The sequence below is a fragment of the Lonepinella koalarum genome (assembly GCF_004565475.1).
GTDB lineage: Bacteria > Pseudomonadota > Gammaproteobacteria > Enterobacterales > Pasteurellaceae > Lonepinella > Lonepinella koalarum.
Window position 1 is genome coordinate 16,491 of sequence record NZ_SRHX01000005.1, and the last position, 25,377, is coordinate 41,867.

The 25,377-nt window shown below is 39.0% G+C and carries 23 protein-coding genes and 1 pseudogene; 15 read left to right on the plus strand and 9 right to left on the minus strand.

Features of this window, described 5'->3' with window-relative positions; all coding sequences use genetic code 11:
- Positions 1-81 precede the first annotated feature (81 nt).
- From E0709_RS07345 to apbC, 8 genes are all read right to left on the minus strand, one after another.
- Positions 82-1,542: a glycoside hydrolase family 1 protein gene (locus tag E0709_RS07345; RefSeq protein WP_132302221.1), complete on the minus strand. Its 1,461-nt coding sequence runs from the start codon at positions 1,540-1,542 to the stop codon at positions 82-84.
- A 17-nt stretch (positions 1,543-1,559) separates the two neighbouring features.
- Positions 1,560-3,410, minus strand: a complete 1,851-nt coding sequence (locus E0709_RS07350) for a beta-glucoside-specific PTS transporter subunit IIABC (protein WP_132302222.1) — start codon at positions 3,408-3,410, stop codon at positions 1,560-1,562.
- Between the two features lie 350 nt (positions 3,411-3,760).
- Positions 3,761-4,570, minus strand: a complete 810-nt coding sequence (locus tag E0709_RS07355; protein WP_342447626.1) for a MurR/RpiR family transcriptional regulator — start codon at positions 4,568-4,570, stop codon at positions 3,761-3,763.
- A gap of 23 nt (positions 4,571-4,593) precedes the next feature.
- Positions 4,594-5,196 (minus strand): 3-isopropylmalate dehydratase small subunit, encoded by a 603-nt coding sequence (gene leuD / locus E0709_RS07360; protein WP_132302224.1) that lies wholly within the window; start codon positions 5,194-5,196, stop codon positions 4,594-4,596.
- Positions 5,197-5,206: 10 nt separating this feature from the next.
- Positions 5,207-6,616: a 3-isopropylmalate dehydratase large subunit gene (leuC, locus tag E0709_RS07365; protein ID WP_132302225.1), complete on the minus strand. Its 1,410-nt coding sequence runs from the start codon at positions 6,614-6,616 to the stop codon at positions 5,207-5,209.
- Positions 6,617-6,925: 309 nt separating this feature from the next.
- Positions 6,926-8,005: a 3-isopropylmalate dehydrogenase gene (leuB, locus tag E0709_RS07370; RefSeq protein WP_132302226.1), complete on the minus strand. Its 1,080-nt coding sequence runs from the start codon at positions 8,003-8,005 to the stop codon at positions 6,926-6,928.
- A gap of 72 nt (positions 8,006-8,077) precedes the next feature.
- Positions 8,078-9,631: a 2-isopropylmalate synthase gene (gene leuA, locus E0709_RS07375; protein WP_132302227.1), complete on the minus strand. Its 1,554-nt coding sequence runs from the start codon at positions 9,629-9,631 to the stop codon at positions 8,078-8,080.
- A gap of 484 nt (positions 9,632-10,115) precedes the next feature.
- A complete protein-coding gene (apbC, locus tag E0709_RS07380) occupies positions 10,116-11,228 on the minus strand; it encodes an iron-sulfur cluster carrier protein ApbC (protein ID WP_132302228.1) in 1,113 nt (370 codons plus the stop codon).
- A 178-nt stretch (positions 11,229-11,406) separates the two neighbouring features.
- Between apbC and metG the strand changes: the two genes are divergently transcribed.
- The 15 genes and pseudogenes from metG (at position 11,407) to pilW (ending at position 24,385) form a co-directional block, all read left to right on the plus strand.
- Positions 11,407-13,485 (plus strand): methionine--tRNA ligase, encoded by a 2,079-nt coding sequence (gene metG, locus E0709_RS07385; protein ID WP_132302229.1) that lies wholly within the window; start codon positions 11,407-11,409, stop codon positions 13,483-13,485.
- Positions 13,486-13,668: 183 nt separating this feature from the next.
- Positions 13,669-13,989 carry a ribosome-associated translation inhibitor RaiA gene (raiA, locus tag E0709_RS07390; protein ID WP_132302230.1) on the plus strand — a complete coding sequence of 107 codons (321 nt, stop codon included), beginning with the start codon at positions 13,669-13,671 and terminating at the stop codon, positions 13,987-13,989.
- 192 nt (positions 13,990-14,181) lie between these two features.
- Complete coding sequence (gene ccmA / locus E0709_RS07395) at positions 14,182-14,829, plus strand: cytochrome c biogenesis heme-transporting ATPase CcmA (RefSeq protein WP_165867232.1); 648 nt, start codon at positions 14,182-14,184, stop codon at positions 14,827-14,829.
- A complete protein-coding gene (gene ccmB / locus E0709_RS07400) occupies positions 14,826-15,488 on the plus strand; it encodes a heme exporter protein CcmB (RefSeq protein WP_132302232.1) in 663 nt (220 codons plus the stop codon). The genes ccmA and ccmB overlap by 4 nt, the downstream gene beginning before the upstream one ends.
- 23 nt (positions 15,489-15,511) lie before the next feature.
- Entirely contained in the window at positions 15,512-16,246 is a 735-nt protein-coding gene (locus E0709_RS07405) for a heme ABC transporter permease (protein WP_132302233.1), read from the plus strand.
- A gap of 43 nt (positions 16,247-16,289) precedes the next feature.
- Positions 16,290-16,502, plus strand: a complete 213-nt coding sequence (gene ccmD / locus E0709_RS07410) for a heme exporter protein CcmD (protein WP_132302234.1) — start codon at positions 16,290-16,292, stop codon at positions 16,500-16,502.
- Positions 16,503-17,042 (plus strand): cytochrome c maturation protein CcmE, encoded by a 540-nt coding sequence (ccmE, locus tag E0709_RS07415; RefSeq protein ID WP_132302235.1) that lies wholly within the window; start codon positions 16,503-16,505, stop codon positions 17,040-17,042.
- Positions 17,042-18,988, plus strand: a complete 1,947-nt coding sequence (locus E0709_RS07420; protein ID WP_132302236.1) for a heme lyase CcmF/NrfE family subunit — start codon at positions 17,042-17,044, stop codon at positions 18,986-18,988. Before ccmE ends, E0709_RS07420 begins: the two co-directional genes overlap by 1 nt.
- Entirely contained in the window at positions 18,988-19,533 is a 546-nt protein-coding gene (locus E0709_RS07425) for a DsbE family thiol:disulfide interchange protein (protein WP_132302367.1), read from the plus strand. The genes E0709_RS07420 and E0709_RS07425 overlap by 1 nt, the downstream gene beginning before the upstream one ends.
- A complete protein-coding gene (locus E0709_RS07430; protein WP_132302237.1) occupies positions 19,533-19,931 on the plus strand; it encodes a cytochrome c-type biogenesis protein in 399 nt (132 codons plus the stop codon). The genes E0709_RS07425 and E0709_RS07430 overlap by 1 nt, the downstream gene beginning before the upstream one ends.
- Positions 19,932-20,002: 71 nt before the next feature.
- Positions 20,003-20,617, plus strand: a pseudogene (locus tag E0709_RS07435) (tetratricopeptide repeat protein); the annotation flags it as partial.
- Between the two features lie 97 nt (positions 20,618-20,714).
- Positions 20,715-21,032: a helix-turn-helix domain-containing protein gene (locus E0709_RS07440; RefSeq protein ID WP_228777452.1), complete on the plus strand. Its 318-nt coding sequence runs from the start codon at positions 20,715-20,717 to the stop codon at positions 21,030-21,032.
- Positions 21,032-22,312 carry a type II toxin-antitoxin system HipA family toxin gene (locus tag E0709_RS07445; RefSeq protein WP_132302239.1) on the plus strand — a complete coding sequence of 427 codons (1,281 nt, stop codon included), beginning with the start codon at positions 21,032-21,034 and terminating at the stop codon, positions 22,310-22,312. The genes E0709_RS07440 and E0709_RS07445 overlap by 1 nt, the downstream gene beginning before the upstream one ends.
- A 327-nt stretch (positions 22,313-22,639) precedes the next feature.
- Positions 22,640-23,764, plus strand: a complete 1,125-nt coding sequence (gene rlmN, locus E0709_RS07450; RefSeq protein ID WP_132302240.1) for a dual-specificity RNA methyltransferase RlmN — start codon at positions 22,640-22,642, stop codon at positions 23,762-23,764.
- A gap of 99 nt (positions 23,765-23,863) precedes the next feature.
- On the plus strand, positions 23,864-24,385 hold the full coding sequence (gene pilW, locus E0709_RS07455) for a type IV pilus biogenesis/stability protein PilW (protein ID WP_132302241.1): 522 nt from the start codon (positions 23,864-23,866) through the stop codon (positions 24,383-24,385).
- Between the two features lie 18 nt (positions 24,386-24,403).
- Here pilW and cysZ read toward each other — a convergent pair whose 3' ends face one another.
- Entirely contained in the window at positions 24,404-25,255 is an 852-nt protein-coding gene (cysZ, locus tag E0709_RS07460; RefSeq protein WP_132302242.1) for a sulfate transporter CysZ, read from the minus strand.
- Between the last annotated feature and the right edge of the window lie 122 nt (positions 25,256-25,377).

The window sequence follows — 25,377 nt, forward strand, 5'->3', positions numbered from 1 at the left end:
GCAAAGGTTTTTTACCGCAAAAACGTTGGTATTTTAGTTTCATACTCTTGCAATTTTATTGGAGTTGCAATCATCAAATAATTAATCAAGATCTTCCCCATTACTTGCAATAACTTTTTTATACCAGTAAAAAGATTTTTTACGAGTACGTTTATAGCTTCCATTTCCATCATCATCTAGATCAACATGAATAAACCCGTATCGCTTGGTCATTTGGCAAGTGGACATGCTTACCATATCAATACAACCCCAAGGCGTATATCCCATTACTTCTACTCCCTGTTCTAGAGCATTTGCTATTGATTGAATATGTGAACGGAAATAATCAATACGATAATCATCTTGAATACTGCCATCTGATTCGAATTTATCACGGCAACCTAATCCATTTTCTACAATAAAGAGTGGCTTTTCATAGCGATCATATAATTCAATCAAAGAAATTGTTAATCCTGTAGGATCAATTTGCCAATCCCATTCAGAAGTTGCTAAATAAGGATTTTTTATGCCACTACTAATATTACCGGAAACTTGTTCTTTATTTGATATATCAACACTCACCACTCGGCTCATATAATAACTAAAGGACACAAAGTCTGCGGGATAATCTTTCAGAATTTGCTCATCATTATCGCCAAAATCAATATGTATCCCTTTTCTCTTCCATTCATTTTTAATATGTTTAGGGTATTCACCACGAATTTGTACATCAGAGTAGAAGTAATTCTTACGATTGTCATTTAAGGCTAATAGAATATTTTGTGGATTACAATCTTCTGGATAAGTCAGTGTTCGTGTTATCATACAACCCATTTGGGCTGTTGGCATATATTCTTTAAGCATTTTTGTAGCAAGACTGCTTGCTACAAATTGATTGTGTACCGATTGATAAATTATTTCTTCTAATTTTTCGCTAGGGTAGCGATCTTCTACTAGCCCAATTGTTGTGAATGGATGACGGAATACACTATCTATTTCATTGAATGTTAACCAATATTTAACCATGCCTTGATAACGTTCAAATACTGTTTTACAGAATTTTAAAAACAGATCGATTACTTCACGTTGATACCAACCATCAAAATGATTGGTAAGATATAATGGCATTTCATAATGGTGTAACGTGACTAATGGTTCAATACCTCGTTCATTCATGGCTTTAAATAAATTTTCATAAAAAATCAGACCTGATTCATTTGGTTGTTCTTCTAATCCAGTTGGATAAATTCTTGTCCATTGAATAGAAACACGCAAGGTTTTAAATCCCATTTCTTGAAAAAGATCGAGATCTTCAATATAGCGATGATAAAAATCAATACCGTGACGTTTTGCGTATTTATTACTATCTTGACTTTCCATTGCTTCCAAAATTTCTTGGCTACTAATGTTGTGTTGAGCTTTGTAATCAGCAATATCAAGATTTTTTCTATATCTTGTGCAATCTGCGACAGATAGTCCTTTTCCATCTACATTCCATGCACCTTCACATTGATTTGCAGCAGTCGCACCGCCCCATAAAAAGTTTTTAGGAAATTTTTTCATTTTTGACCTCCAATTATTTAACGACCTTTAAAAGTGATGATTGAGTCTTGCTCAGTAACATTTAATTTTTCACTTATTTGAAGTAATTTTACTTGATCCATATTGCTGATTAACTGCATGATACTGTAATCATAGCCTGCTTCTTTTATCATATTAATATCAAATTCCAGTAATTTTTCACCGCACTTCACTTTTTGACCTTCTTTAACTAACACTTTAAATCCTTTTCCATTCATTTCAACCGTGTTAATACCGACATGCAATAAAATTTCGGTTCCATTAGCATTCAATCCTATGGCATGTCCTGTTGGAAAAACAAAATCTACAATGGAATCAATCGGAGCATAAAGTTCCCCCACACTGGGTAAAATAGCGACGCCTTCTCCCATTGCTTTACTGGAAAAAACAGGATCATTCACATGTTCTAATGATTTTAATTCCCCCTTCGCACAAGCATAAAGTTTTTGCTCTATTGATGGGATATTGGCATTTTCTTTTGGTTCATCAATTTGTTCTTCAAAACCTAATAGATAAGTGAGTAATGCGGTTACTGTAAAGGAAATGAGAATACCTATACAGTAGTAAATAAAAGTATCTCCAGCAAATGCAGGTAATGTTGTTAAAGCAGGAAATACATAAACAATCGCCTTAGTATGCATTGCGCCAATGAAACCACCAGCAACAGCTCCACCGATTATTTGAGCAATAAAGGGTCTTTTATAACGTAGAGATATACCGTAAATAATCGGTTCAGTAATTCCGCCTAATAATGCAGGAACCATAGTAGAAAGAGCAAAGGCTTTTGTCTTTTTATTACGACTGCGTAAAAATACGCCAAATGCCGCTCCCGAGCTGGCAAAAGTTGCAGCAGCAACCATTGGGCGTATATAATCAAATCCATAGGTGCTAATATTATTCACCATAATAGGTGCAACGCCCCAATGGATACCAAACATAACCAATAATGTCCAACCACCGCCGATGATCATCCCTGTTAATAAACCACTTTGAGTTGACACGAAATTAACAAAATCTCCCATTCCATTGGCAAGTAATACGCCAACAGGTCCAATGACCATAGCAGTAAGTGGAAGCATAATAATGAGAGCAATAAAGGATAAGGCAAAAATCTCAATACTTTTAGGAATAAAAGTTTTTAACCAACGTTCTAACTTGGCATAAACTAAAATAGCTAAAATAGCTGGGATAAGGGTTCCTGTGTATTTCATCATCACCACAGGAATACCGATGAAATCTACCACATCACCGACATTCTGTATTAAGCTAGTAAAATTGGGTTCCAGTAGTGCGGCTACAATCGCTAAAGAAATATAAGGATTACATTTGAATGCTTTGGCAGAAGATACAGCGAGAAATAAGGGTAAAAAATAAAATACACTGTTACCCGCAGCATTTAAGATTTTGTATGTACTACCACTTGTATCAAGTATATCAAATGTAACAGTTAAAATAACCAAGAATGCTTTTATCATTCCTGCTCCAGCTAGGGCGGTTACAATAGGAAGCAAGATAGCGGACATTTGATTTAATGCTCGTGTGATAATATTGCCAGTTTTTTGCATTTCATCACTATGCGTTGTTTTATTAGATTTGATAGGATACAAAGATAGGATAGTATCAAAAACATCCTCTACCATATTACCAATAACAACTTGATATTGTCCATTGCCACGAACAACAGCTAGAACTTCCGTTAATTCTTCTAACGCTGTTTGATTCGTTAAATTATCATCCTTCAGACAAAATCGTAAGCGAGTTACGCAATGTGTAAGGCTGACAATGTTTTCTAATCCACCGACATTTTGCACAATACTTTGGGCTAAGTTTTCGTATTTTTTGCTGATCATAACAATTCTCCAAACTTGATGTATGTGATGATGGCATCAATGTAGCAAACAAACTTACTTGTCTAGCAAAGTTCGCAAAATGGAAACTAGGGCTTGTGGACGTTTCATTTTTCCTAGCGACGGAGACTTATTTTAGTCCAATCAAGGCGAAAGTCATGCCGTTTAGCCATTCTAAACAAATGACTTTTAACGCAGAGTGGGCTAAAATAAGTCCCGTCCCGTAGGGTTGTGCTTAAAAAAGCCATGACCTCGTCAAAAAATTTGAAAATAGAACCACTATTTTCTGCATTTTTTCCTTGCCTGTGGCTTTTTAAGCGACAACGCTGGGAAAAATGAAACGTCCATAAGCCCTAATTATTTTGTAAAACAATCTGACGATATTTCATTACAATCAGATCGTTAATGAGAGGGTATAGATTAGCGTGGGTTTGGATATTCGAACAATGTTTAAAAGTTAAACAAAGATCAATATTAGGATCGTTTTCCATTGCTGTATTAGCGGTAATTAACACAATTTTAGCTCTTACAGTTGAAAAATTTTTGGATTCTCGGAACTCGGACAATTGTTCAAGCTGTAAATAACGTCCTGAATTAGAATAAATAATAATAAGATTTTTTTTGTTAGCTCGATAAATAAATTGTTTTTGCTTTAGGTCATTTAAATGCGTAGTGATGAATTTACCATTATAAGCGAGCTTACTCTGTAAATCTAAAGCACCAATTTCAGAAAATAACAACCCAAAGGCAGCAACTTCTCGGTATTCCGCTAAATATTGAGCTAATTTGGTGACTTTATTCATATCTAGCGTTGAGTGTATTAGGGATAAATCATTCTGAATAGTCGCAATATACCGTTCTATCCCTTGCGTTTCTAGAAATTGTGCAATATTGGAATTATAGTTGAGAGAAAAACCAAACCGATTTTCTTTAAAAATAGAGTCCGCTTTAAAATCAGCATAATCTTCATATCCTAATACTCGGATATACTTAGAAATCGTTGATTTGGATACGTTACACAAATCAGCTACCTTACCAATAGATAAGGTAGCTAATTGGTGAAAATTTAACAGTAACGTCATGGTAATCCGATAATTAGTGGATTTTATCTGACAGTCATTTAGCATGATTAATAGTCTATTGAGCAGATTTCCCATTATCATTACCTTTTCGGTCAAACAGTCAATTATCGCAAAAACGCCGGTATCTTGCTCTCGTATTCCGCAATTTTGTCTTCGTGTTGCAAGGTTAAACCGATATTATCTAAGCCATTTAATAAGCAATGACGGCGGAATTCGTCCAGTTCAAAATGATAGACTTTATCGCCTGTGGTCACTGTCATGGCTTCCAGATCAATTTGAATTTCCTTGCCTGTATTCGCCCATACCCATTGAAAGATTTCTTCCACTTCGTCTTCGCTTAAACGTACCGGCAACATATGGTTGTTTAAGCTATTGTTATAGAAAATATCCGCAAAGCTTGGTGCTATCATCGCTTTAATACCATAATCCGCTAATGCCCATGGGGCGTGTTCACGCGATGAACCGCAACCTAAGTTTTTGCGGGCAAGCAAAATCGTTGCTCCTTGATATTGTGGATAGTTCAATACGAATTCAGGATTTGGCTTGGTTCCCTCAACATCAAGGTAACGCCATTCGTGAAATAAATGTTTACCAAATCCGACCCGTGTTATGGCTTGTAAAAATTGTTTTGGAATAATTGCATCAGTATCCACATTCGCCACGTCAAGAGGAACCACTAAGCCTGAAAGTTGTTTAAATCCTGCCATTTTTTGCTCCTTAATTTAATGCTATATGACGAATATCAACGAATTTACCAAACACCGCAGCTGCCGCCGCCATGGCTGGGCTGACTAAGTGGGTGCGTCCATTACGACCTTGACGACCTTCAAAGTTACGGTTGGAGGTAGAAGCACAACGCTCCCATTCACCTAAGCGGTCGTCATTCATACCTAAACACATGGAACAACCCGGATTACGCCATTCTGCTCCTGCGGCAATAAAGATTTTATCTAATCCCTCTTTTTCTGCTTGTTCTTTGACCAAGCCTGAGCCTGGGACGATTAATACACGCTTGACGTTGTCGGCTTTTTTGCGACCTTTCATTACGGCGGCGGCTTCTCGCAAATCTTCAATCCGAGAGTTGGTGCAAGAGCCGATAAATACTTGATCTACTTCTATTTTAGTGAGATCGGTGTTCGGTTCTAAGCCGATGTAAGTTAAGGCTTTTTCCGCGGAAGCCCGAGCTACGGGATCGTCTATTTCCGCAGGATTTGGCACAAGCTGATCAATGCCGATCACTTGTCCCGGATTGGTTCCCCAAGTGACTTGCGGGGCAATATCTTTGGCTTCTAATGTTACCACTGCATCAAACTCTGCATCGTCATCGGTTTTTAAGGTGTTCCAATAGGCAAGCGCATCATCCCAATCTTTGCCTTTTGGTGCATTTGGACGATCTTTTAAATAAGCAAAGGTGGTTTCATCAGGCGCAACAAGACCTGCTTTGGCACCTAATTCAATTGCCATGTTACAGACGGTCATGCGTCCCTCCATGGAAAGATCACGAATGGCTTCGCCACAGAATTCAACTACATAACCCGTTCCGCCTGCCATGGTGGTTTTGCCAATGATGGCTAACACAATATCTTTCGCCGTAATCCCTGGGTTGACTTTGCCACGTACTTCAATTTTCATACTTTTGGCACGTGCTTGTTTTAGGGTTTGGGTGGCAAGTACATGTTCGACTTCAGATGTCCCGATCCCAAATGCCAAAGCACCGAATGCACCGTGAGTAGCGGTATGCGAATCACCGCAAACAATGGTCATACCTGGTAAAGTTAAACCTTGTTCGGGTCCCATAACGTGGACAATACCTTGCTGTTTGGTGTTCATATCAAATAATTGGATCCCTGTATTTTTACAGTTTTTATCCAATTCTAGTACCTGAATTTTAGCTTGACCTTCAAGTTTGTTAACATCACGGATTTGGGTTGAAATGCTGTGATCCATGGTGCCAAAGGTTTTACCAATTTGGCGAACTTGACGATTTGCCACACGCAAGCCATCAAAAGCTTGTGGACTGGTTACTTCATGAATCAAGTGGCGGTTAATATACAGAATAGGCGTTTCGCCCTCTGCTTCATACACCACATGACTGTCGAATAATTTTTGGTAGAGTGTTTTTCCCATTTTTGTATCTCGTTAGGTTTTTAATTCGTTGGGTTGTTTTTCGTTTTTTTTTTTGTCTTTTCGTAGGGGCGTATTGCATACGCCCTATGCTCGATCGTTTTATTTACCACAAACCGCGGTAGATTTTTCGTTTGTTTTTGGGCGTATGCAATACGCCCCTACATTTGTTTTTTGAGCGCATGCAATACGCCCCTACGTTTGTTTTTTGAGCGTATGCAATACGCCCCCTACGTTTGTTTTTTTGGGTGTATGCAATACGCCGCTACGTTTGTTTTTTTGGCGTATGTAATACCGCCCTACGGTGATGATTTATTCAATCGCTTTCGCAATCAACGTTCCCATTTCACTGGTGGAAACGGGTTTACTGTTGTCTGCTAAATCTGCTGTTCTATAACCAGAAGCTAACACTTTTTTCACCGCACTTTCAATCGCCACCGCCGCGTTATCTTGATTAAAGCTATAACGCAACATCATGGCGGCAGATAAAATCTGTGCAATTGGGTTGGCAATGCCTTTGCCGGCAATATCCGGCGCGGAACCGCCAGCAGGTTCGTATAAACCAAAGCCCTGTTCATTTAGGCTGGCAGATGGTAACATCCCCATTGAACCTGTGATCATGGCACATTCGTCGGAAATAATATCGCCGAAAATATTGGAGCAGAGTAGCACATCAAAGAAAGACGGCTGTTTAATCAACTGCATAGTGGCATTGTCAATATAAATATGATCTAATTTGACTTCTGGATATTGTTTTGCCATTTCATTCACCGTTTCACGCCATAAAATTGAGCTGATTAACACATTGGACTTATCCACCGAAGTTACGTGTTTGCCACGCTTCATAGCAGTTTCAAAGGCGACTTTGGCAATACGTTCAATTTCATATTTATAATACACTTCGGTATCAAAGGCTTTAGTTTGTGAACCTTCACCCTCACGCCCTTTCGGTTGACCGAAATAAATACCGCCAGTTAATTCACGCACAGTCACCATATCAAACCCTGTTTCGGCAATATCCGCACGCAATGGACAGAATTTTTCTAACCCTTTGTACAGTGTGGCGGGGCGTAAATTACTGAACAATTTAAAATGTTTACGTAACGGTAATAATGCACCACGTTCAGGCTGTTGATTTGGTGGCAAATGTTCCCATTTTGGGCCACCTACTGAACCAAATAAAATGGCATCGGCTTGCTCACAACCTTGTAAGGTGTTTTCAGGCAATGGACTGCCTTGTTTATCAATAGCGATACCACCCACGTTGAAATGATTATAGTTTAATGTAAAGCCATATTTTTGTTGTACTACATCTAATACTTTAATAGCTTCCGCCATAATTTCAGGTCCGATGCCATCACCTGAAAGTACTGCTACGTTATATGTTGTCATTTTATTTCCCTATTTTTATCAATATGTTGAGTTTTTGGGCGTATGCAATACGCCCCTACAGATTAATATAGATTAATGTTTTAAATTCTTGGTTAAATTCGCCACTTTTTGCGAACGATAGATGGCATTAATTGCATGAATCAAGGCTCGAGCAGATGATTCTACAATATCCGTGGCAAGTCCAACACCGTGGAAACGACGACCTTCATATTCTACCACAATATCCACTTGACCAAGCGCTTCTGCTCCCTCGCCTTTCGCGGTTAAATTATAATGGGACATTTTCAAATCCATACCCACAATTTGCATAATCGCATTATACACCGCATCTACAGGACCATTACCACCATTTGATGTTTGATTAATACGATGACCGTCTAACGCCACTTGCACAAATGCCGATGCAGGCAACCCGCTTAAGGTTTGTGAGGTGATCACGTCTAACGTCAAGCGATCTTCATCGCCTTGTTGCATATCAATAAATGCCAACGCCTCTAAATCGTAATCAAATACTTGTCCTTTTTTATCGGCTAATTTCAAGAAAGCGTCATATAATTTATCTAAATCATAATCCGCTTCGGTGTAACCCATATCCGCCATGTGACCTTTCACCGCTGCACGACCAGAACGAGCGGTCAAATTCAATTTCTCTTTTTTCAAACCGATACTTTCAGGCGACATAATTTCGTAGGTATTTTTATTTTTCAACATCCCATCTTGGTGAATACCCGATGAATGTGCAAAGGCATTATCGCCCACAATGGCTTTATTCGGTTGAATTGGCATATTACAAAGTTGGCTTACCATTTGGCTGACACGGTGAATTTCTTGGGTATTAATGCGGGTGTCTAAACCGTTAAACATATCCTGACGGGTTTTAATCGCCATCACCACTTCTTCAAGTGCGGTATTGCCTGCTCGTTCGCCGATACCATTAATGGTACATTCAATTTGTCTTGCCCCGTTTAATACTGCGGTTAATGAGTTCGCCGTTGCCATACCTAAATCATTATGGCAATGCACGGAAATAATCGCTTTATCAATATTTGGCACACGATTTCGCACATTTGCCATAATGCTACCGTATTCCGTTGGCAAGCAAAATCCTACTGTATCAGGAATATTGACGGTGGTTGCCCCTGCGGAAATCGCCGCTTCGACGATACGACAAATATTGTCAATGCCCGTCCGCCCTGCATCTTCGCAAGAAAATTCCACATCATCGGTATAATTTCTAGCGCGTTTCACCGCTTGGATTGCCATTTCCACTACTTCATCAAAAGAACGTTTAAGTTTGGCTTCCACGTGCAACGCTGAACTGGCAATAAAGGTATGAATCCGATAAGCATCCGCTACTTTCAAGGCTTCATAAGCCGCGTCAATATCCTTATCCATTGCACGAGATAAGGCACAAACACGGCTATTTTTAATATTTTCCGCAATGGTACGTACGGAAAGAAAATCACCCTCAGAGGACACCGGAAAACCTACTTCCATCACATCCACCCCTAATCGTTCTAACGCAAGGGCAATTTGTAATTTTTCTTTTACAGTTAAACTTGCCTTTAACGCCTGTTCGCCATCTCGCAAGGTGGTATCAAAGATAATAATGTTGTTTGTAGCCATAATGTTGTCCTTCTGTTTTTCGTTAGGGTTTCACTTTGAAAGTGCGGTATTTTTTAAATGTTTTTTAATAAAAAAACCCCGAACTTTTTATCAAAGTGCGGGGTTGTCAATTCGTTTTTTATGTTATTTTTCTATCATCCACAACTTAGCCGCACAAAGAATGTGATAATCGTAAGTTGAGTAGCAGAGCGTGAAAGGTAAACATAAAAATCCTGAAAGTCATTAAATTAGATCCTATATTACTGATTTAGATGATTCTGTCAAAGGTTTTTTAGTAAAAAATATCAAAAAATAGAATAGGATAAAAATATTTTTGTATAAAAATCTATAAATGTTTTGAAATTTAGTGTTTAACACTATTTAGTGTTCTTTTAAGTAGGGTTTATTTTGAAAATATTTAAAATTTATAGATGGATTTTTTATAAAAAATTAGCCTGTTAAATAATTAATACCGTTGCTAATATTATTCAACAGGCTGAATAAACTATTTTACTTCCCTAAACATAATTTCACCCGGAATGACCGAACCTTGCCAATATAACTCGCTCGCCACTTTTTCGGCTAATTGTAGATAGGCTTGTTTAATGCCAGGGTGAGAGTCAGCAATAACGGTTGGTGTGCCTTGATCTAAATCTTCTCTTAAACAAATATGTAAGGGTAACTGACCTAGCACTTGTACATGATATTTTTCCGCAATTTTTTCTGCTCCACCCGTGCCAAAAATAGCTTCGTGATGACCGCAGTTTGAGCAGATGTGCATGGACATATTTTCTACAATGCCTAACACTGGCACGGAAACTTTGTTAAACATAGCAATGCCCTTAATCGCATCAAGTAAAGCAATGTCCTGTGGTGTAGTGACAACAACCGCCCCTGTAACCGGGATTTGTTGTGATAACGTGAGCTGAATATCCCCCGTTCCCGGTGGCATATCAATGACTAAATAATCTATTTCATGCCATAGGGTTTCATTTAATAGCTGATTTAACGCACTGCTTGCCATGGGGCCACGCCAAATCGTGGCATTATCTGAATCCATTAAATAACCAATAGAGTTGCTTTGTAAGCCATGTACCCGTATCGGATTAATGTGTTTATTATCTGGTGATGTTGGGCGTTGATTGGCTGCACCAAGCATGTGAGGGATAGATGGGCCATAAATATCTGCATCTAAAATACCGACTTTAGCTCCTTGAGCTTGTAATGCTAAAGCTAAATTGACTGTAGTGGTAGATTTTCCTACACCGCCTTTTCCCGAGGTAATCGCAATAATATTTTTCACCCCTTTGACGGCAGGATGATTATTAGCACGTTTTAAAGTGGCGATTTGGTAATGTAATTGCCATTTAATTTGTTGTGCTGCCGCGATGGTCAATAAATCATCGGTAACAGTGGTTTTTAACAGCTCAAATGCCGTATTCCACGCAAAAGGCATTTGAATTTCTACCCGCAATACCTCTTGCATTTTTTCGATTTTTTTCACCGCACTTAAGGCAGTCAAATCTTTCTGCAAAGTAGGGTGTGAGAAGTTTTTTAAACATTGAATTAATTGAGTTTGTTGTTCATTGGTAAAATGATGGGAAAATTGAATCGTCATTATCTTTCCTAAAATCAAGTAGAGTAAAATACCCGACTATTTAACCACGATATTAAAATGATGTTAAGCATAGATTATGTTTTAGCTAGAAAAAAAGCGCTAAATCAGGTAAAATCACGACAATTTTGTATTTCATGGCAAGCCAGTTTTAGCTTGTTAATCATTTAAAGGTCTTTTTATGTCAAACCAATCATCTTCCAAAAAACGTCAAATTCTAGTCACTTGTGCGTTACCTTACGCCAACGGTCCGATCCATTTAGGTCATATGCTTGAACATATCCAAGCAGATATTTGGGTGCGTTTCCAACGTATGCGTGGCAATGAGATTTATTTTGTTTGCGCCGATGATGCTCACGGTACACCGATTATGTTGAAAGCAGCGCAAATGGGGATGACACCAGAGCAGCTCATTGCTGATGTGCATACCGCCCATTATGCAGATTTCAATGGCTTTAATATTAGTTTCGATAATTATCATTCCACCCATAGTGAGGAAAATCGTCAATTATCGGAAATGATTTACAGCAAATTAAAACAAAACGGTTTTATTAAAAATCGTACCATTTCGCAATTATTCGATCCTGAAAAAGCCATGTTTTTGCCCGATCGTTTTGTCAAAGGGACTTGTCCTAAATGTAAAGCGCCAGATCAATATGGCGATAACTGTGAAGTTTGTTCTGCCACTTATAGTCCGACAGAATTAATTAATCCACGTTCAACCGTATCAGGGGCAACGCCGGTATTAAAAGAAAGTGAGCATTATTTCTTTGATTTGCCAAGTTTTGAGATGATGCTGCAAGAATGGAATCGTTCGGGGGCGTTACAATCAGAAGTGGCGAATAAAATGCAAGAATGGTTTGATATGGGCTTGCAACAATGGGATATTTCTCGTGATGCGCCGTATTTTGGCTTTAAAATTCCGCATACCGAAAATAAATATTTTTATGTTTGGTTGGATGCGCCAATTGGCTATATGGCATCGTTTAAAAATCTTTGTGTACGTGAACAGATTGATTTTGATCTGTTCTGGCACAAAGACAGCCAAGCGGAACTATATCATTTTATCGGCAAAGATATTATGTATTTCCACAGTTTGTTCTGGCCAGCCATGTTAGAGGGAGCGGATTTACGCAAACCAAGCAATATTTTTGTACACGGTTATGTAACGGTCAATGGCGAGAAAATGTCTAAATCGCGTGGGACATTTATTCAAGCCGCGACCTATTTGAAACATCTCGATCCTGAATGTTTACGTTATTATTATGCGGCAAAATTAAGTGGTCGGATCGATGACTTAGATTTAAACTTAGAAGATTTTGTGCAACGAGTGAATGCAGATTTAGTTAATAAATTAGTCAATTTAGCCTCTCGCAATGCCGGCTTTATCCAAAAACGCTTTGATGGAAATTTAGCGGATAAACTAGAAGATCAACATCTATTTGACGAATTTACGGCACAATCAGTCCATATTGCCGAACTTTATGAAAACCGTGAATACGGCAAAGCTATTCGTGCCATTATGGCATTGGCGGATAAAGCCAATAAATATGTGGATGACAAAGCCCCGTGGGTGATTGCTAAACAAGAGGGCAAAGATCAAGAATTACATGAAGTTTGTTCCATGGGGATTCAATTATTCCGTGTGTTAATAGGTTATTTAAAACCTGTGTTACCAAAATTAGCCGAGCGAGCAGAGGGCTTTTTACAAACAGAATTAACTTGGCATAATCTGGCACAACCATTATTAGCCCATCAAATTTCTCCGTTTAAAGCCTTATTTAACCGTTTAGAGATGAAACAAATTGATGCAATGATCGAAGCATCAAAAGCGGAAAATGCAGCAGTAAATACCGCAAAAACAGTGGAAAAAAACACCGCAGTTTCTACTGGCAATGCTACCGAAAATAGCGAATTTGAACCTGTAGAAGCTGAAATCAGTATTGATGATTTTGCCAAAATTGATTTACGAGTGGCAACCGTGTTACATTGTGAAGCCGTACCTGAAAGCAATAAATTATTGAAATTTCGATTAGATTTAGGTTTTGAACAACGTCAAGTATTGTCGGGAATTAAAGCGGCATATAATAATCCAGCCGAATTAATTGGTCGCCAAGTGATTATGGTTGCCAACCTTGCACCGCGTAAAATGAAATTTGGTGTATCGCAAGGGATGATTTTATCGGCGGGTACTGATGGAACGGATTTATTTTTGCTTAATGTGGATAATGGAGCGAAAGCAGGGGATCGGGTTAAATAATATTCGATTAAATCATTGTTCAAGAAGAATGATGTTTTATTAATCTAAGATTTTGGGATTAAGATCACATTTTTAATAATTTCTGATAAAAATCAACAGAAAAGACTTGAAAAATTTCGTTAAAAAACATACCTTGTAGTTAATACGAAAGGATTTATTCATCAAGAAAAAGAGGTGACAACTATGACACTTAATATTGCAAGTAAACAAATGGACATTACACCGGCAATTCGGGCTCATATTGAGGATAGACTCGCAAAATTGGAAAAATGGCAAACCCAGCTAATTAATCCGCATTTTGTATTAAGCAAACTACCACAGGGATTTGGGGTCGAAGCGACGATTAGTACACCAAATGGTAACTTGTTTGCAAGTGCAGAATCTGATGATATGTACAAAGCGATTAATGATGTTGAAGAAAAATTAGCAAGACAATTAAATAAACTACAACATAAAGGAGAAGCACGTCGAGCAGATGAACGTTTAAAAGATTCTTTCCAATAGTTAATTTTAATTTGTTATATTGTAAACTGATTTCGATCTTGTATTGAAATCAGTTTTTTATTTATTAGTGCCTAATATTTCTTTTTAATATTTGATCTCCATCAATGAATATTCCCCAAAAGAGTTATGCCATTGGTTATACGTTGTGTATGACTTATGGTAAAATTTATCTGTTAAAAATGAATGGATTAAATAATGCGAAATACCCTAGATGTTGAAAAAATTACTTGTCAGCGTGGTGATAATCTTCTGTTTGCAGGATTGAGTTTGCGTTTTCAACCGGGTGATTTTGTGCAAATTGAGGGGCGTAATGGGATCGGTAAAACCAGTTTATTGCGAATTTTAACTGGGTTGGCTCAGCCGTTGCGTGGCAAAGTGCGGTGGAATTTAAATGAGATTTCTCAATATCGAGAAGATTATCAATATGATTTGCTGTATTTAGGACATTTATCAGGCATTAAACCTGAATTAACGGTTTGGGAAAATTTGAGCTTTTATCAACAAGTAAGCCATTGTTTGCAAGGGAATGATGTGTTGTGGCAAGCGTTAGACAAAGTGGGGTTGTTGGGTTATGAGGATATAGTGGCAAGCCAACTTTCCGCGGGGCAACAAAAACGTATTGGTTTGGCAAGATTGTGGCTTTCACAAGCACCATTGTGGATTTTAGATGAACCTTTTAATGCCATTGATAAAAATGGTGTAGAAATGCTCATTGCGCATTTAGAGCAGCATTGTCAACAAGGTGGCATCGTGATTATTACCAGTCATCAGGATGTGCTGAGTCAAATGTTGCAAAAAGTGCGGTTAGATTTGTACCCGTTTTACGGAGAAGATGAATGATCTTCATGCAAATTATGCAACGAGAACTCAAAATTGCATGGCGCAAACCGGCAGAAATTCTAAACCCGTTATGGTTCTTTTTAATTGTGGTGACGTTATTTCCGTTAGCCATGGGAGCTGAGCCAAAATTATTAGCGAAAATTGCCCCGGCAGTAGTCTGGGTGGCGGCGTTGTTATCTGCTTTACTTTCTTTTGAACGGTTATTTCGTGATGATTTTGCGGACGGTTCACTTGAACAATTGATATTACTTGCTCAACCGTTGGCATTGACAGCATTGGCAAAAGTCATTGCACACTGGTTTTTAACTGGATTACCGTTGATTTTATTATCGCCTATCGTGGCATTGTTATTATCCCTTGAGCCTGAGATTTGGTGGGCGTTGGTGTTGACTTTGTTAATCGGCACGCCCGTATTAAGTTGCCTTGGGGCCATTGGCGTGGCATTGACCGTGGGGTTACGCAAAGGTGGTGTGTTATTAAGTTTAATTGTATTACCGTTGTTTATTCCGGTGTTGATTTTTTCAACCTCCGTGCTAGATGCGGCAAGTTTAAATATGCCTTATGCTGGACAACTTGCCATCCTCGGGGCAATTTTGGCAATTACGCTAACTTTATCGCCCTTTGCCATAGCAGCAGCGTTACGTATTAGTTTAGCGTAATAACTAAAAAGGAAAGATTATCTATGTGGACGTGGTTACATCCTTATGCAAAACCTGAAACTCAATATGCTTTATGTGGGAAATGCATTCCCTTTGTGGCGGCGCTAACCCTTGTGTTACTCGCGGTGGGCATGGTTTGGGGCTTGGCATTCGCGCCTGCCGATTATCAACAGGGTAACGGATTTCGGATTATTTATGTTCATGTTCCTACCGCTATTTGGTCGATGGGGATTTATGTCTCAATGGCGTTAGCCGGTTTTATTGGTTTGGTATGGCAAATTAAACAGGCTCATCTTTCTATTATTGCGATTGCACCGATCGGGGCGGTATTGACCTTTTTGTCGTTGGCAACAGGGGCAATTTGGGGCAAACCCATGTGGGGAACTTGGTGGGTGTGGGATGCACGTTTAACCTCATCCTTGATTTTGTTGTTTTTATATTTAGGTGTGATGGCATTGTATTCTGCATTTCAGGATCGCCATACGGGAATGAAAGCGGCGGCAATTTTATGTGTAGTAGGGGTGATTAATATTCCGATTATCCATTTTTCGGTGGAATGGTGGAATACTTTGCATCAAGGCGCGACCATCACTAAATTGGATAAACCATCAATGGCGACGTCCATGTTAATTCCGTTAATTTTCAGTATTTTTGGTTTTATGACCTTGAGTCTTTGGTTAGGATTGGTGCGTTATCGTAATGCGTTGTTGCGTGAAGACAGCAAACGAACGTGGGTGAAAGCGTTGGCGATAAAATAATTTTGAGTGTGTTTATTTTTTTAATTTTTTATAGGGGGACGTGATGTTTTTCCAATCGTGGGGGGATTTTTTTAACATGGGGGGCTATGGTTTTTATGTATGGCTTTCCTATGGTATTTCGTTTTTGGCAATAGGGATTTTAGCGGTGCAAAGCTATCGTGAAAAACACCGTATTTTTGCTGATATTCGTCGTGAACAAGCAAGAGAAGCAGGCTTAAAGGCTCACCGGCAAGAAAAGGCAAAGGGGGATATATAAATGAACCCTAGACGTAAATCTCGTTTAATCATTGTGGTATTTGTGTTGGTGGGGATGGCGATTGCCACAGGTTTAATTACTTATGCCTTGCGTTCCAATATTGATCTGTTTTACACACCGTCTGAAATTGTCTATGGTAAAAATGATAATCCTGAATTAAAGCCAGCAGTGGGACAACGTCTTCGGGTAGGTGGTATGGTGGTGGAAGGATCGGTGCAACGAGATGAAAAAAGCCTGAAAGTGCGGTTTGATTTAAATGATATTGGACCGGCGATCACTGTGCAATATGAAGGCATTTTGCCTGATTTATTCCGTGAAGGGCAGGGCATTGTGGCACAGGGTAAACTTATTGCCCCCACAGTGTTAGAAGCGACAGAAGTGTTAGCGAAACATGATGAAAACTATGTACCGCCTGAACTTGGTGATCAGTTGAAAAAAGTACATCAACCAATGGGCGTATCAGAAAGCGATTTGAACGGCGAAAGTGAACGTGATCGTCAAGAAAAAGTTCAACAATTGGCTCAACCAGAGAGACAATAATGATTCCTGAACTTGGTAATTATGCTTTAGCTTTGAGTTTGGCAGTATCAGTGTTATTAGCCATTTTCCCCTTATGGGGAGTAGAAAAAGGCAATGGCATGATGATGGCGTTGGCACGCCCACTTACTTATGCCCTATTTTTTAGCTTAACCTTGGCTTTCGGCGCATTATTCTATGTCTTTGCGGTTAACGATTTTACCGTACAATATGTGGTTAACAATTCCAATAGCAATTTGCCTTTGCAATACCGTTTATCAGCGGTGTGGGGATCCCATGAAGGATCATTGTTACTGTGGATTTGGTTACTCACTTTTTGGGCGGCTGCGGTGGCAACGTTCAGCCGATCTTTACCCCAACAAGCAGTGGCTCGAGTGTTAGGTATTATGGGGATTGTGAGCATTGGCTTTTTGATTTTTGTGCTGTTTACATCCAATCCATTTAACCGCACTTTTCCTAATTTCCCGGTGGACGGTCGCGAACTCAACCCACTATTGCAAGATGTCGGCTTAATTTTTCATCCGCCCTTGTTATATATGGGCTATGTGGGCTTTTCGGTCGTCTTTGCTTTCGCCATTGCAGCATTAATGAGCGGTAAATTAGATACTACGTGGGCGAAATGGTCCAGACCTTGGACGCTTGCTGCGTGGTTATTTTTAACCTTAGGCATTGTGCTAGGTTCATGGTGGGCATATTACGAACTTGGCTGGGGTGGCTGGTGGTTCTGGGATCCCGTAGAAAATGCTTCTTTAATGCCTTGGCTGGTGGGAACGGCATTACTGCACAGTTTAGCTGTTACCGAAAAACGAGGTTCATTTAAGGCATGGACGGTATTACTGGCCATTTTAGCCTTTTCCCTTTGTCTGCTCGGTACGTTTTTAGTGCGCTCAGGGATTTTAGTCTCCGTTCACGCTTTCGCATCCGATCCTACTCGTGGCTTGTATATTTTAGCGTATTTGGTGGTGGTAGTTGGTGGCTCGCTTGTCCTGTATGCGATTAAAGGCAACCAAATTCGTTCATACAATAATGCACAACGTTATAGCCGTGAAGGTCTGTTATTGCTCAATAATATTTTGTTAATGACCGCACTTTCGGTAGTGTTATTAGGTACATTATTGCCGTTGGTGCATAAACAACTGGGGTTAGGTACAATTTCTATTGGCGCCCCATTCTTTGATCAAATGTTTTTGATTATTACCACACCATTTGCGCTATTATTGGGTATTGGACCTTTAGTTAAATGGCGACGAGATCAGTTTTCTGCGATTCGTAAACCAGTGATTAGTGCGTTGATTTTTATGGCAATTTTGGGGTTTGCTTTGCCGTATTGGTTGCAAAATAAATTAACCGTGAGTGCGGTACTTGGTTCAATGATGTCCGCTATTATTGTATTATTAACGGTTTATGAACTTTATCAACGAGCTACGGATCGTACCGGTTTTTGGACTGGACTAGGAAAATTTAGTCGATCCTATTGGGGAATGTTATTCGCTCACTTAGGGGTCGCGATGACCATTTGGGGCATTGCCTTTAGCCAAAATTTCAGCATTGAGCGAGATGTGCGAATGAATGTGGGCGATAGCGTACAAATTGCCGATTATCGTTTTCAGTTTAACGGCATCAGCGATGCCAATGGACCAAATTATGCGGGTGGCAAAGCGGAAGTGGCGATCTATCAGGGGGATAAATTAGCAACGACACTGTACGCCGAAAAACGTTTTTACACTGTCAGCAAAATGACCATGACCGAAGCTGCTATTGACTGGGGCTTTACTCGAGATCTTTATGTGGCACTTGGCGAAAGTTTAGGCGATGGCTCTTGGGCGTTACGTTTATATTACAAGCCTTTTGTGCGTTGGATTTGGTTTGGAGGATTATGTATGGCATTCGGGGGCGTGCTTTGCCTGTTTGACCGTCGTTATCGTACCAATAAAAAGGTGAAAATATGATGAATAAGAAACTTTTTTTACCGTTAATTTTCTTTGTAGCATTGATTGTCACCTTTTTCGTACAGTTACAACGTAATGGACAAGGAGATGACCCTAAAGCCTTAGAAAGTGCTTTAGTCGGTCAAGCCGTGCCATCGGCAAGGTTATATGATTTATTTACTAATCAACAAGTTAATCAGCAAATTTTTCAACAAGGTAAGCCGATTTTGCTTAATGTGTGGGCGACTTGGTGTCCTACTTGTTATGCTGAACATCAATATTTAAACCAGTTAGCCGAGCAAGGAATAAGCATTATTGGTGTGAATTATAAAGATCAACGTGATAAAGCCATCAATTGGTTACAACGATTGAATAACCCTTATCAACAGGTATTATTTGATGAAAAAGGATCATTTGGTTTGGATTTAGGTGTGTATGGCGCACCTGAAACTTTTATTATTGATGGCAACGGTATTATTCATTACCGTCACGCCGGTGATTTAAATGAAAAAGTGTGGCAACAAAAAATTCAGCCGATTTATCAACGTTTAATGGAGCAAAAATAATGAAAAAAATTACCGCACTTTTATTGTTATTGTTCAGTATTTCGACGTTTTCTGCTATTGATGCTTTTAATTTTCAATCTGATCAACAGGAATCGGATTATCATCAACTGACCCAACAGCTCCGCTGTCCGCAATGTCAAAATAACAATATTGCTGACAGTAATGCGACCATTGCGGTGGATATGCGGGCTAAAGTATTTGAGCTGTTGCAAGCAGGTAAAACGAAACAGGAAATTGTGGATTATATGGTGCAACGTTACGGTCATTTTGTTACCTACGATCCACCATTAACCCCTGCTACTATTATGCTTTGGCTGATCCCCGCATTATTGTTTTTAGGCGGATTATTTATCGTTTTTCGTCCCCCCAAAAAAAAACAACAGGCAGGTGAAAAATGATGTGGCTAATTATTGGCTTATTAACCTTATTGGTCGCTTTGATTGGGTTTTATCCTCTGTTGAAAAATAACAAACTATATTTTGTGAGTGGCTTTTTAGTCCTCGGCATCATCGCTGGGCTGAGCTATTTCCATTTAGGAGCGTGGCAAGCACAAACTATGTTAGATAAAACAGCGGACAAATTGCCGTATTTCTATGAGCGAATCGAAGAACAAGAAAGTAAACCGCTCAGCGAACAGGAAATGCAACAATTTGCCATCGGTCTTCGGTTAAAAGTACAACAAACGCCTAATGATGATCAACGTTGGTTTTTATTGGGGCAGTTAGGCATGGCATTAGGCGATGGCAAATTGGCGTTAGACAGTTATGCCAAAGCACATCAGATTAAACCTGATGATATTGACTATAAATTGGCTTATGCTCGGATCTTAATGTTTTCCGATGACGTTACTGATAAAAATCAAGGTGAAACCTTATTAAAACAGGTAATCCGCCAAGATCATAGCAATTTAGATGCGTTGAGTTTATTGGCATTTCGTTATTTTGAACAACAAGACTACAAAATGGCAATAGTTAGCTGGTCGATGATGTTGAAATTAATGCCAGAAAATGATCCAAAACGGGATTTACTTGAGCGTTCTATTCGTTCGGCGAGAGATGCGTTGGAAGAACTGCAAGGTAAATAAAATGCGATAATTTAACCTTTACAAAGGATAATGTTGCAATAATCCCTTAAAGGGTATAAAATATGATTTATCCTTTTTACGGTATAAGAAGTAAGTTATGGCAATAAGTATTACCAGTGCAAAAGCACTTTCGCAAATTATTCGTGAGTTTCGTTATCAAGCGAATCTCTCACAAATGGACGTAGCAAAACGAGCAGCAACAAAACAAGCTACGATTTCAGTATTTGAAAACACCCCTGAAAGCACAAAATTAGACACCTTATTTAAAATTTTAATGGCATTAGAATTGGAACTTATCGTACAACCCCGTCCAACAAAAGGGCAAATGATGCCGAATAAACAAAGTGAAATATTGACAGAACTATCCATCGCTGAGGATGGCGCGAAATATAACGTTGATGATGAGATTTGGTAATGGAAAACAAACTTAATATCGCAATGAATGGGATTCGTGTTGGACAATGGTGTAAACTTGATAATGGTGCAACTGAATTTCAATATAGCCTAAATTGGCTAGATTCTCCACGTTCACGAGCGATTTCACTTTCCTTGCCGTTATCGCATAAAATTTACAAAGGTGATGCAGTTTTTAATTTCTTTGATAACTTATTACCGGATAACGATCAGATTCGTTCTCGTATTCAGCAACGTTTTCAAACTCAAACGAAAACGCCATTCGATTTACTTTCAGCAATCGGGCAAGATTGTGTCGGTGCAATTCAACTTTATCGTGATGTGCCATATTTTGTTCGGCGAGTTGATGCTAGCCCATTAAATGATCGTGAAATTGAAGTGTTGTTACAAAATTACCAATCCTTACCCCTTGGCATGGATCAAACTGATGATTTTCGGATTTCACTGGCGGGAGCACAAGAAAAAACGGCGTTACTTTATCATGAAAACCAATGGAAACGTCCATTATATTCCACAGCAACGAGCCATATTTTTAAACTTCCCATCGGACTGGTGGCACAAGGTCAGCTTGACCTTTCCATGAGTTGTGAGAATGAGTGGCTTTGTTTGGAAATTTTGCGTTTATTTGGGCTGAATGTTCCTAAGGCGGAAATTCGTTATTTTGGTGAAACAAAGGTATTAATTGTAGAACGTTTTGATCGACGTTGGTCGGTGTCAAAAAATTGGCTTGTGCGTTTACCACAAGAAGATCTCTGCCAAGCATTGAATATTGCACCCGCTCGGAAATATGAAGCCGATGGTGGCGCAGGAATTCTCACCATTATGAGCTTGTTAAACAGTTCCGCCGATCCGCTGAATGACCGTAAACATTTTTTCAAAGCACAAATTTTGTTTTGGCTTTTGTGTGCAATTGATGGACATACAAAAAACTTTAGTATTTTTATTGAACAAGGCAACCGCTATCGTTTAACGCCTTTTTATGATGTGATGTCCGCTTATCCTTTGATGAATCCGAAAGGATTATGCCGGCAAAAAATTAAAATGGCAATGGCATGGCACGGTGAAAATAAACATTATTTATGGGACAAAATCCAACTTCGCCATATTTTTCATACGGCTAAACTGGCTGGTTTTGCTAAAGAAAATGTGGAAGACATTTTACACGAAATCAGTAAAATCATTCCACATTTAACCCAGATTCAACACAATCATCTCCCTGATTTTATTGCGGAACCTATTTTGCTGGGGGTAGAAAGGAGTGCTAAGCGGATTTGTGGTTGAAAAGATCTTGATGAAGACTTATCACGTATTTGATTATAACTAGGCAAATGTTCATTTTGTTTGCAACAACAGTATTTTGTTATTGTTTTTTGTACAAGCGTATTTGTTTTTCCTGACGAAATGAAAATTTTGTGATCTTGATTCCAAAAACCGCGGTGAAAATTCGCATAATTTTTAAAAATCACATAGATTAATAGGACGGAAATCGGTAGAATGACGCCCTTTTATATTGTTCAAATATTGTTGTAGGGGAGAACCTGTGTATTTGCCCGAAAACGATGTCGATAAACAATGTCGTAAGTGTAATAACGTGACAATAAGGTAGATATGTCAGATAAAATCAATTTAATGAATTTAACTCGTCCGCAAATGCGAGAATTTTTCAAAGAGCTGGGCGAAAAGCCATTCCGAGCCGATCAATTAGTCAAATGGATTTATCATTTTGGCGAAGATAATTTCGACAATATGACCAATCTTAATAAACAGTTACGGGAAAAGTTAAAATCGGTGGCTGAAATTAAAGCACCTGAAGTTGCCGTAGAACAACGTTCATCCGATGGTACGATTAAATGGGCGATGCAAGTAGGCGATCAGCAGGTGGAAACCGTGTATATTCCTGAAGCGGATCGGGCAACGTTGTGTGTGTCTTCACAAGTAGGGTGTGCCTTGGCTTGTACGTTCTGTTCTACTGCTCAACAAGGGTTTAATCGCAATTTAAATGTGGCGGAAATTATCGGACAGGTATGGCGAGCATCTAAAATTATTGGTAATTTTGGTGTAACAGGGGTGCGACCGATTACCAACGTGGTGATGATGGGAATGGGTGAACCTTTGTTAAATGTCGCCAATGTGGTGCCTGCCATGGAAATTATGTTAGATGATTTTGCTTATGGTTTATCTAAACGTCGAGTTACTCTTTCTACGTCAGGTGTTGTGCCAGCGTTGGATAAATTAAGCGAGATGATTGATGTGGCATTGGCGATTTCCCTACATGCTCCCAATGATGAACTACGTGATGTACTGGTGCCGATTAATAAAAAATACAATATCAAAATGTTAATGGATAGCGTACATCGTTATTTAAATGTGTCCAATGCCAATCACGGCAAAGTAACGATTGAATATGTGTTGTTAAATCAGATCAATGATGGGATAGAACACGCTCATCAGTTGGCGGAAGTATTGAAAAATACACCCTGCAAAATTAATTTAATTCCGTGGAATCCGTTCCCTGAAGCGCCTTATGCGAAAAGTTCGAATACTCGTATTGACCGTTTCCAAAAGACCTTAATGGAATATGGTTTCACGGTGATTGTACGCAAAACCCGTGGCGATGATATTGATGCAGCGTGCGGACAGTTGGCAGGTGATGTGATCGACCGCACTAAACGGACTGCCGTTAATGCCATGAAAAAACAATTTGGTCAAGGCATTGAGGTGAGATCACATTAGGTTTATGTAGGGGCGTATTGCATATGCCCTTGTGATTAATGCGGCGTAATTAGAGCGTATGCAATACGCCCCTACATTTATTCAAATAGGTGATTATTTATGAAATTTATAACGCACTTTATTCTTATTCTTTTTTTAACCGCTTGCGTTTCGCAAAATGCTGAAATAGATTTTGATCAAAAGCCAGCCGCCAAAGCTCGAGTAGAACTCGCACTGGGCTATTTATCCCAACAAGATTGGGAACCTGCTAAACAAAATCTGGATAAAGCCTTGAGTTATGCTCCCGATTACTATTTAGTTCATTCCGCCTTTGCTTATTTTTACCAACAACAAGGCAATATTACGCAAGCACGAGAAGCCTATTTGAAAGCCATTAAACTAGATGATAAACAAGGCGATGTGCATAATAATTATGGTACATTTCTTTGTTCGCAAGGGGAGTTCCAAGCTGCTTATCAGCAATTTGATTTAGCGGTGGTAAGCCCGAATTATTATCGTCAAGCAGATAGTTATGAAAATAAAGCCTTGTGTGCTTTATCGGAAAATAATCAGGCGGTTTATCAACAAAGTAAAATAGCGTTAGAAAAAGCAGATCCTGAAAGGGCGAAGAAATTAAGATAACTATTCTTCACCCTAAACTTATCTAGAAACAATATCCTGATTATTGCGTAAATCAATATCGGTGTTTGTCGTTTGGCGAACATTCGCTGAAACTGCGGTGGAATTTCTCTGATTTTTTGTATTGCCATACAAGGAATTACGATAAGTTTCTACCCACATAGCGGTGGCTCCACAAACTGCCACAGGAATCACCACTAAGTTCACCACAGGAACTAACATGCATAAGCTGATTAATCCGCCAAAGGTGATACTTTGCCAACGGTTATCTTTGAGTTTTACTCGCATGGTGTGGAATGAAATTTTGTGGTTATCAAATGGATAGTCACAATATTGAATTGCCATCATCCAAGCTGTAAACGCATAGGCTAACACGGGTATTACCGATTGCCCTAGCATAGGAATAAAACCGAGTAAAAATAAAATGATATAAATCGGTAAGCTATATACCAGTTTTTGCCATTCTCGAGCTAACATACGTGGAATATCTTTAATAAAATCCATGATAGTCATATCTGTTAGGCTTTCTCCAGTCAGCATTTTTTCAACTTTTTCTGCCAGTAAACCGTTAAAAGGGGCGGCAATAAAGCCTGATAGCATGGTAAATGAAAAGTAAAAAACGATAACTATCATCACTAATGATATGATAAACATCACGGAACTGAGCCAATCTAACCATGCGGGCAGAAAACTCATTACCCAGTCAATCATGTGGTTGATTTGGCTGATAAATAACCAACTTAGCCCCACCATTAATACTACATTGAGTAAGATTGGCATCACGACAAAACGGCGTAATCCTTTTTGCGTAATTAAATGCCAACCCATAACAAAGTAATGAAACCCTGACTTGATTTCTTTTCCTTCAATCATTATTTTCCTACTTGGATAATTTTAGTATAAAACGATGGATAGAATACAAAGTGCGGTCAAAAAATGCAAATTTCAAGATCCATAATGTGAATAAATATGGTAAGCTAACAAATATTTCTGGT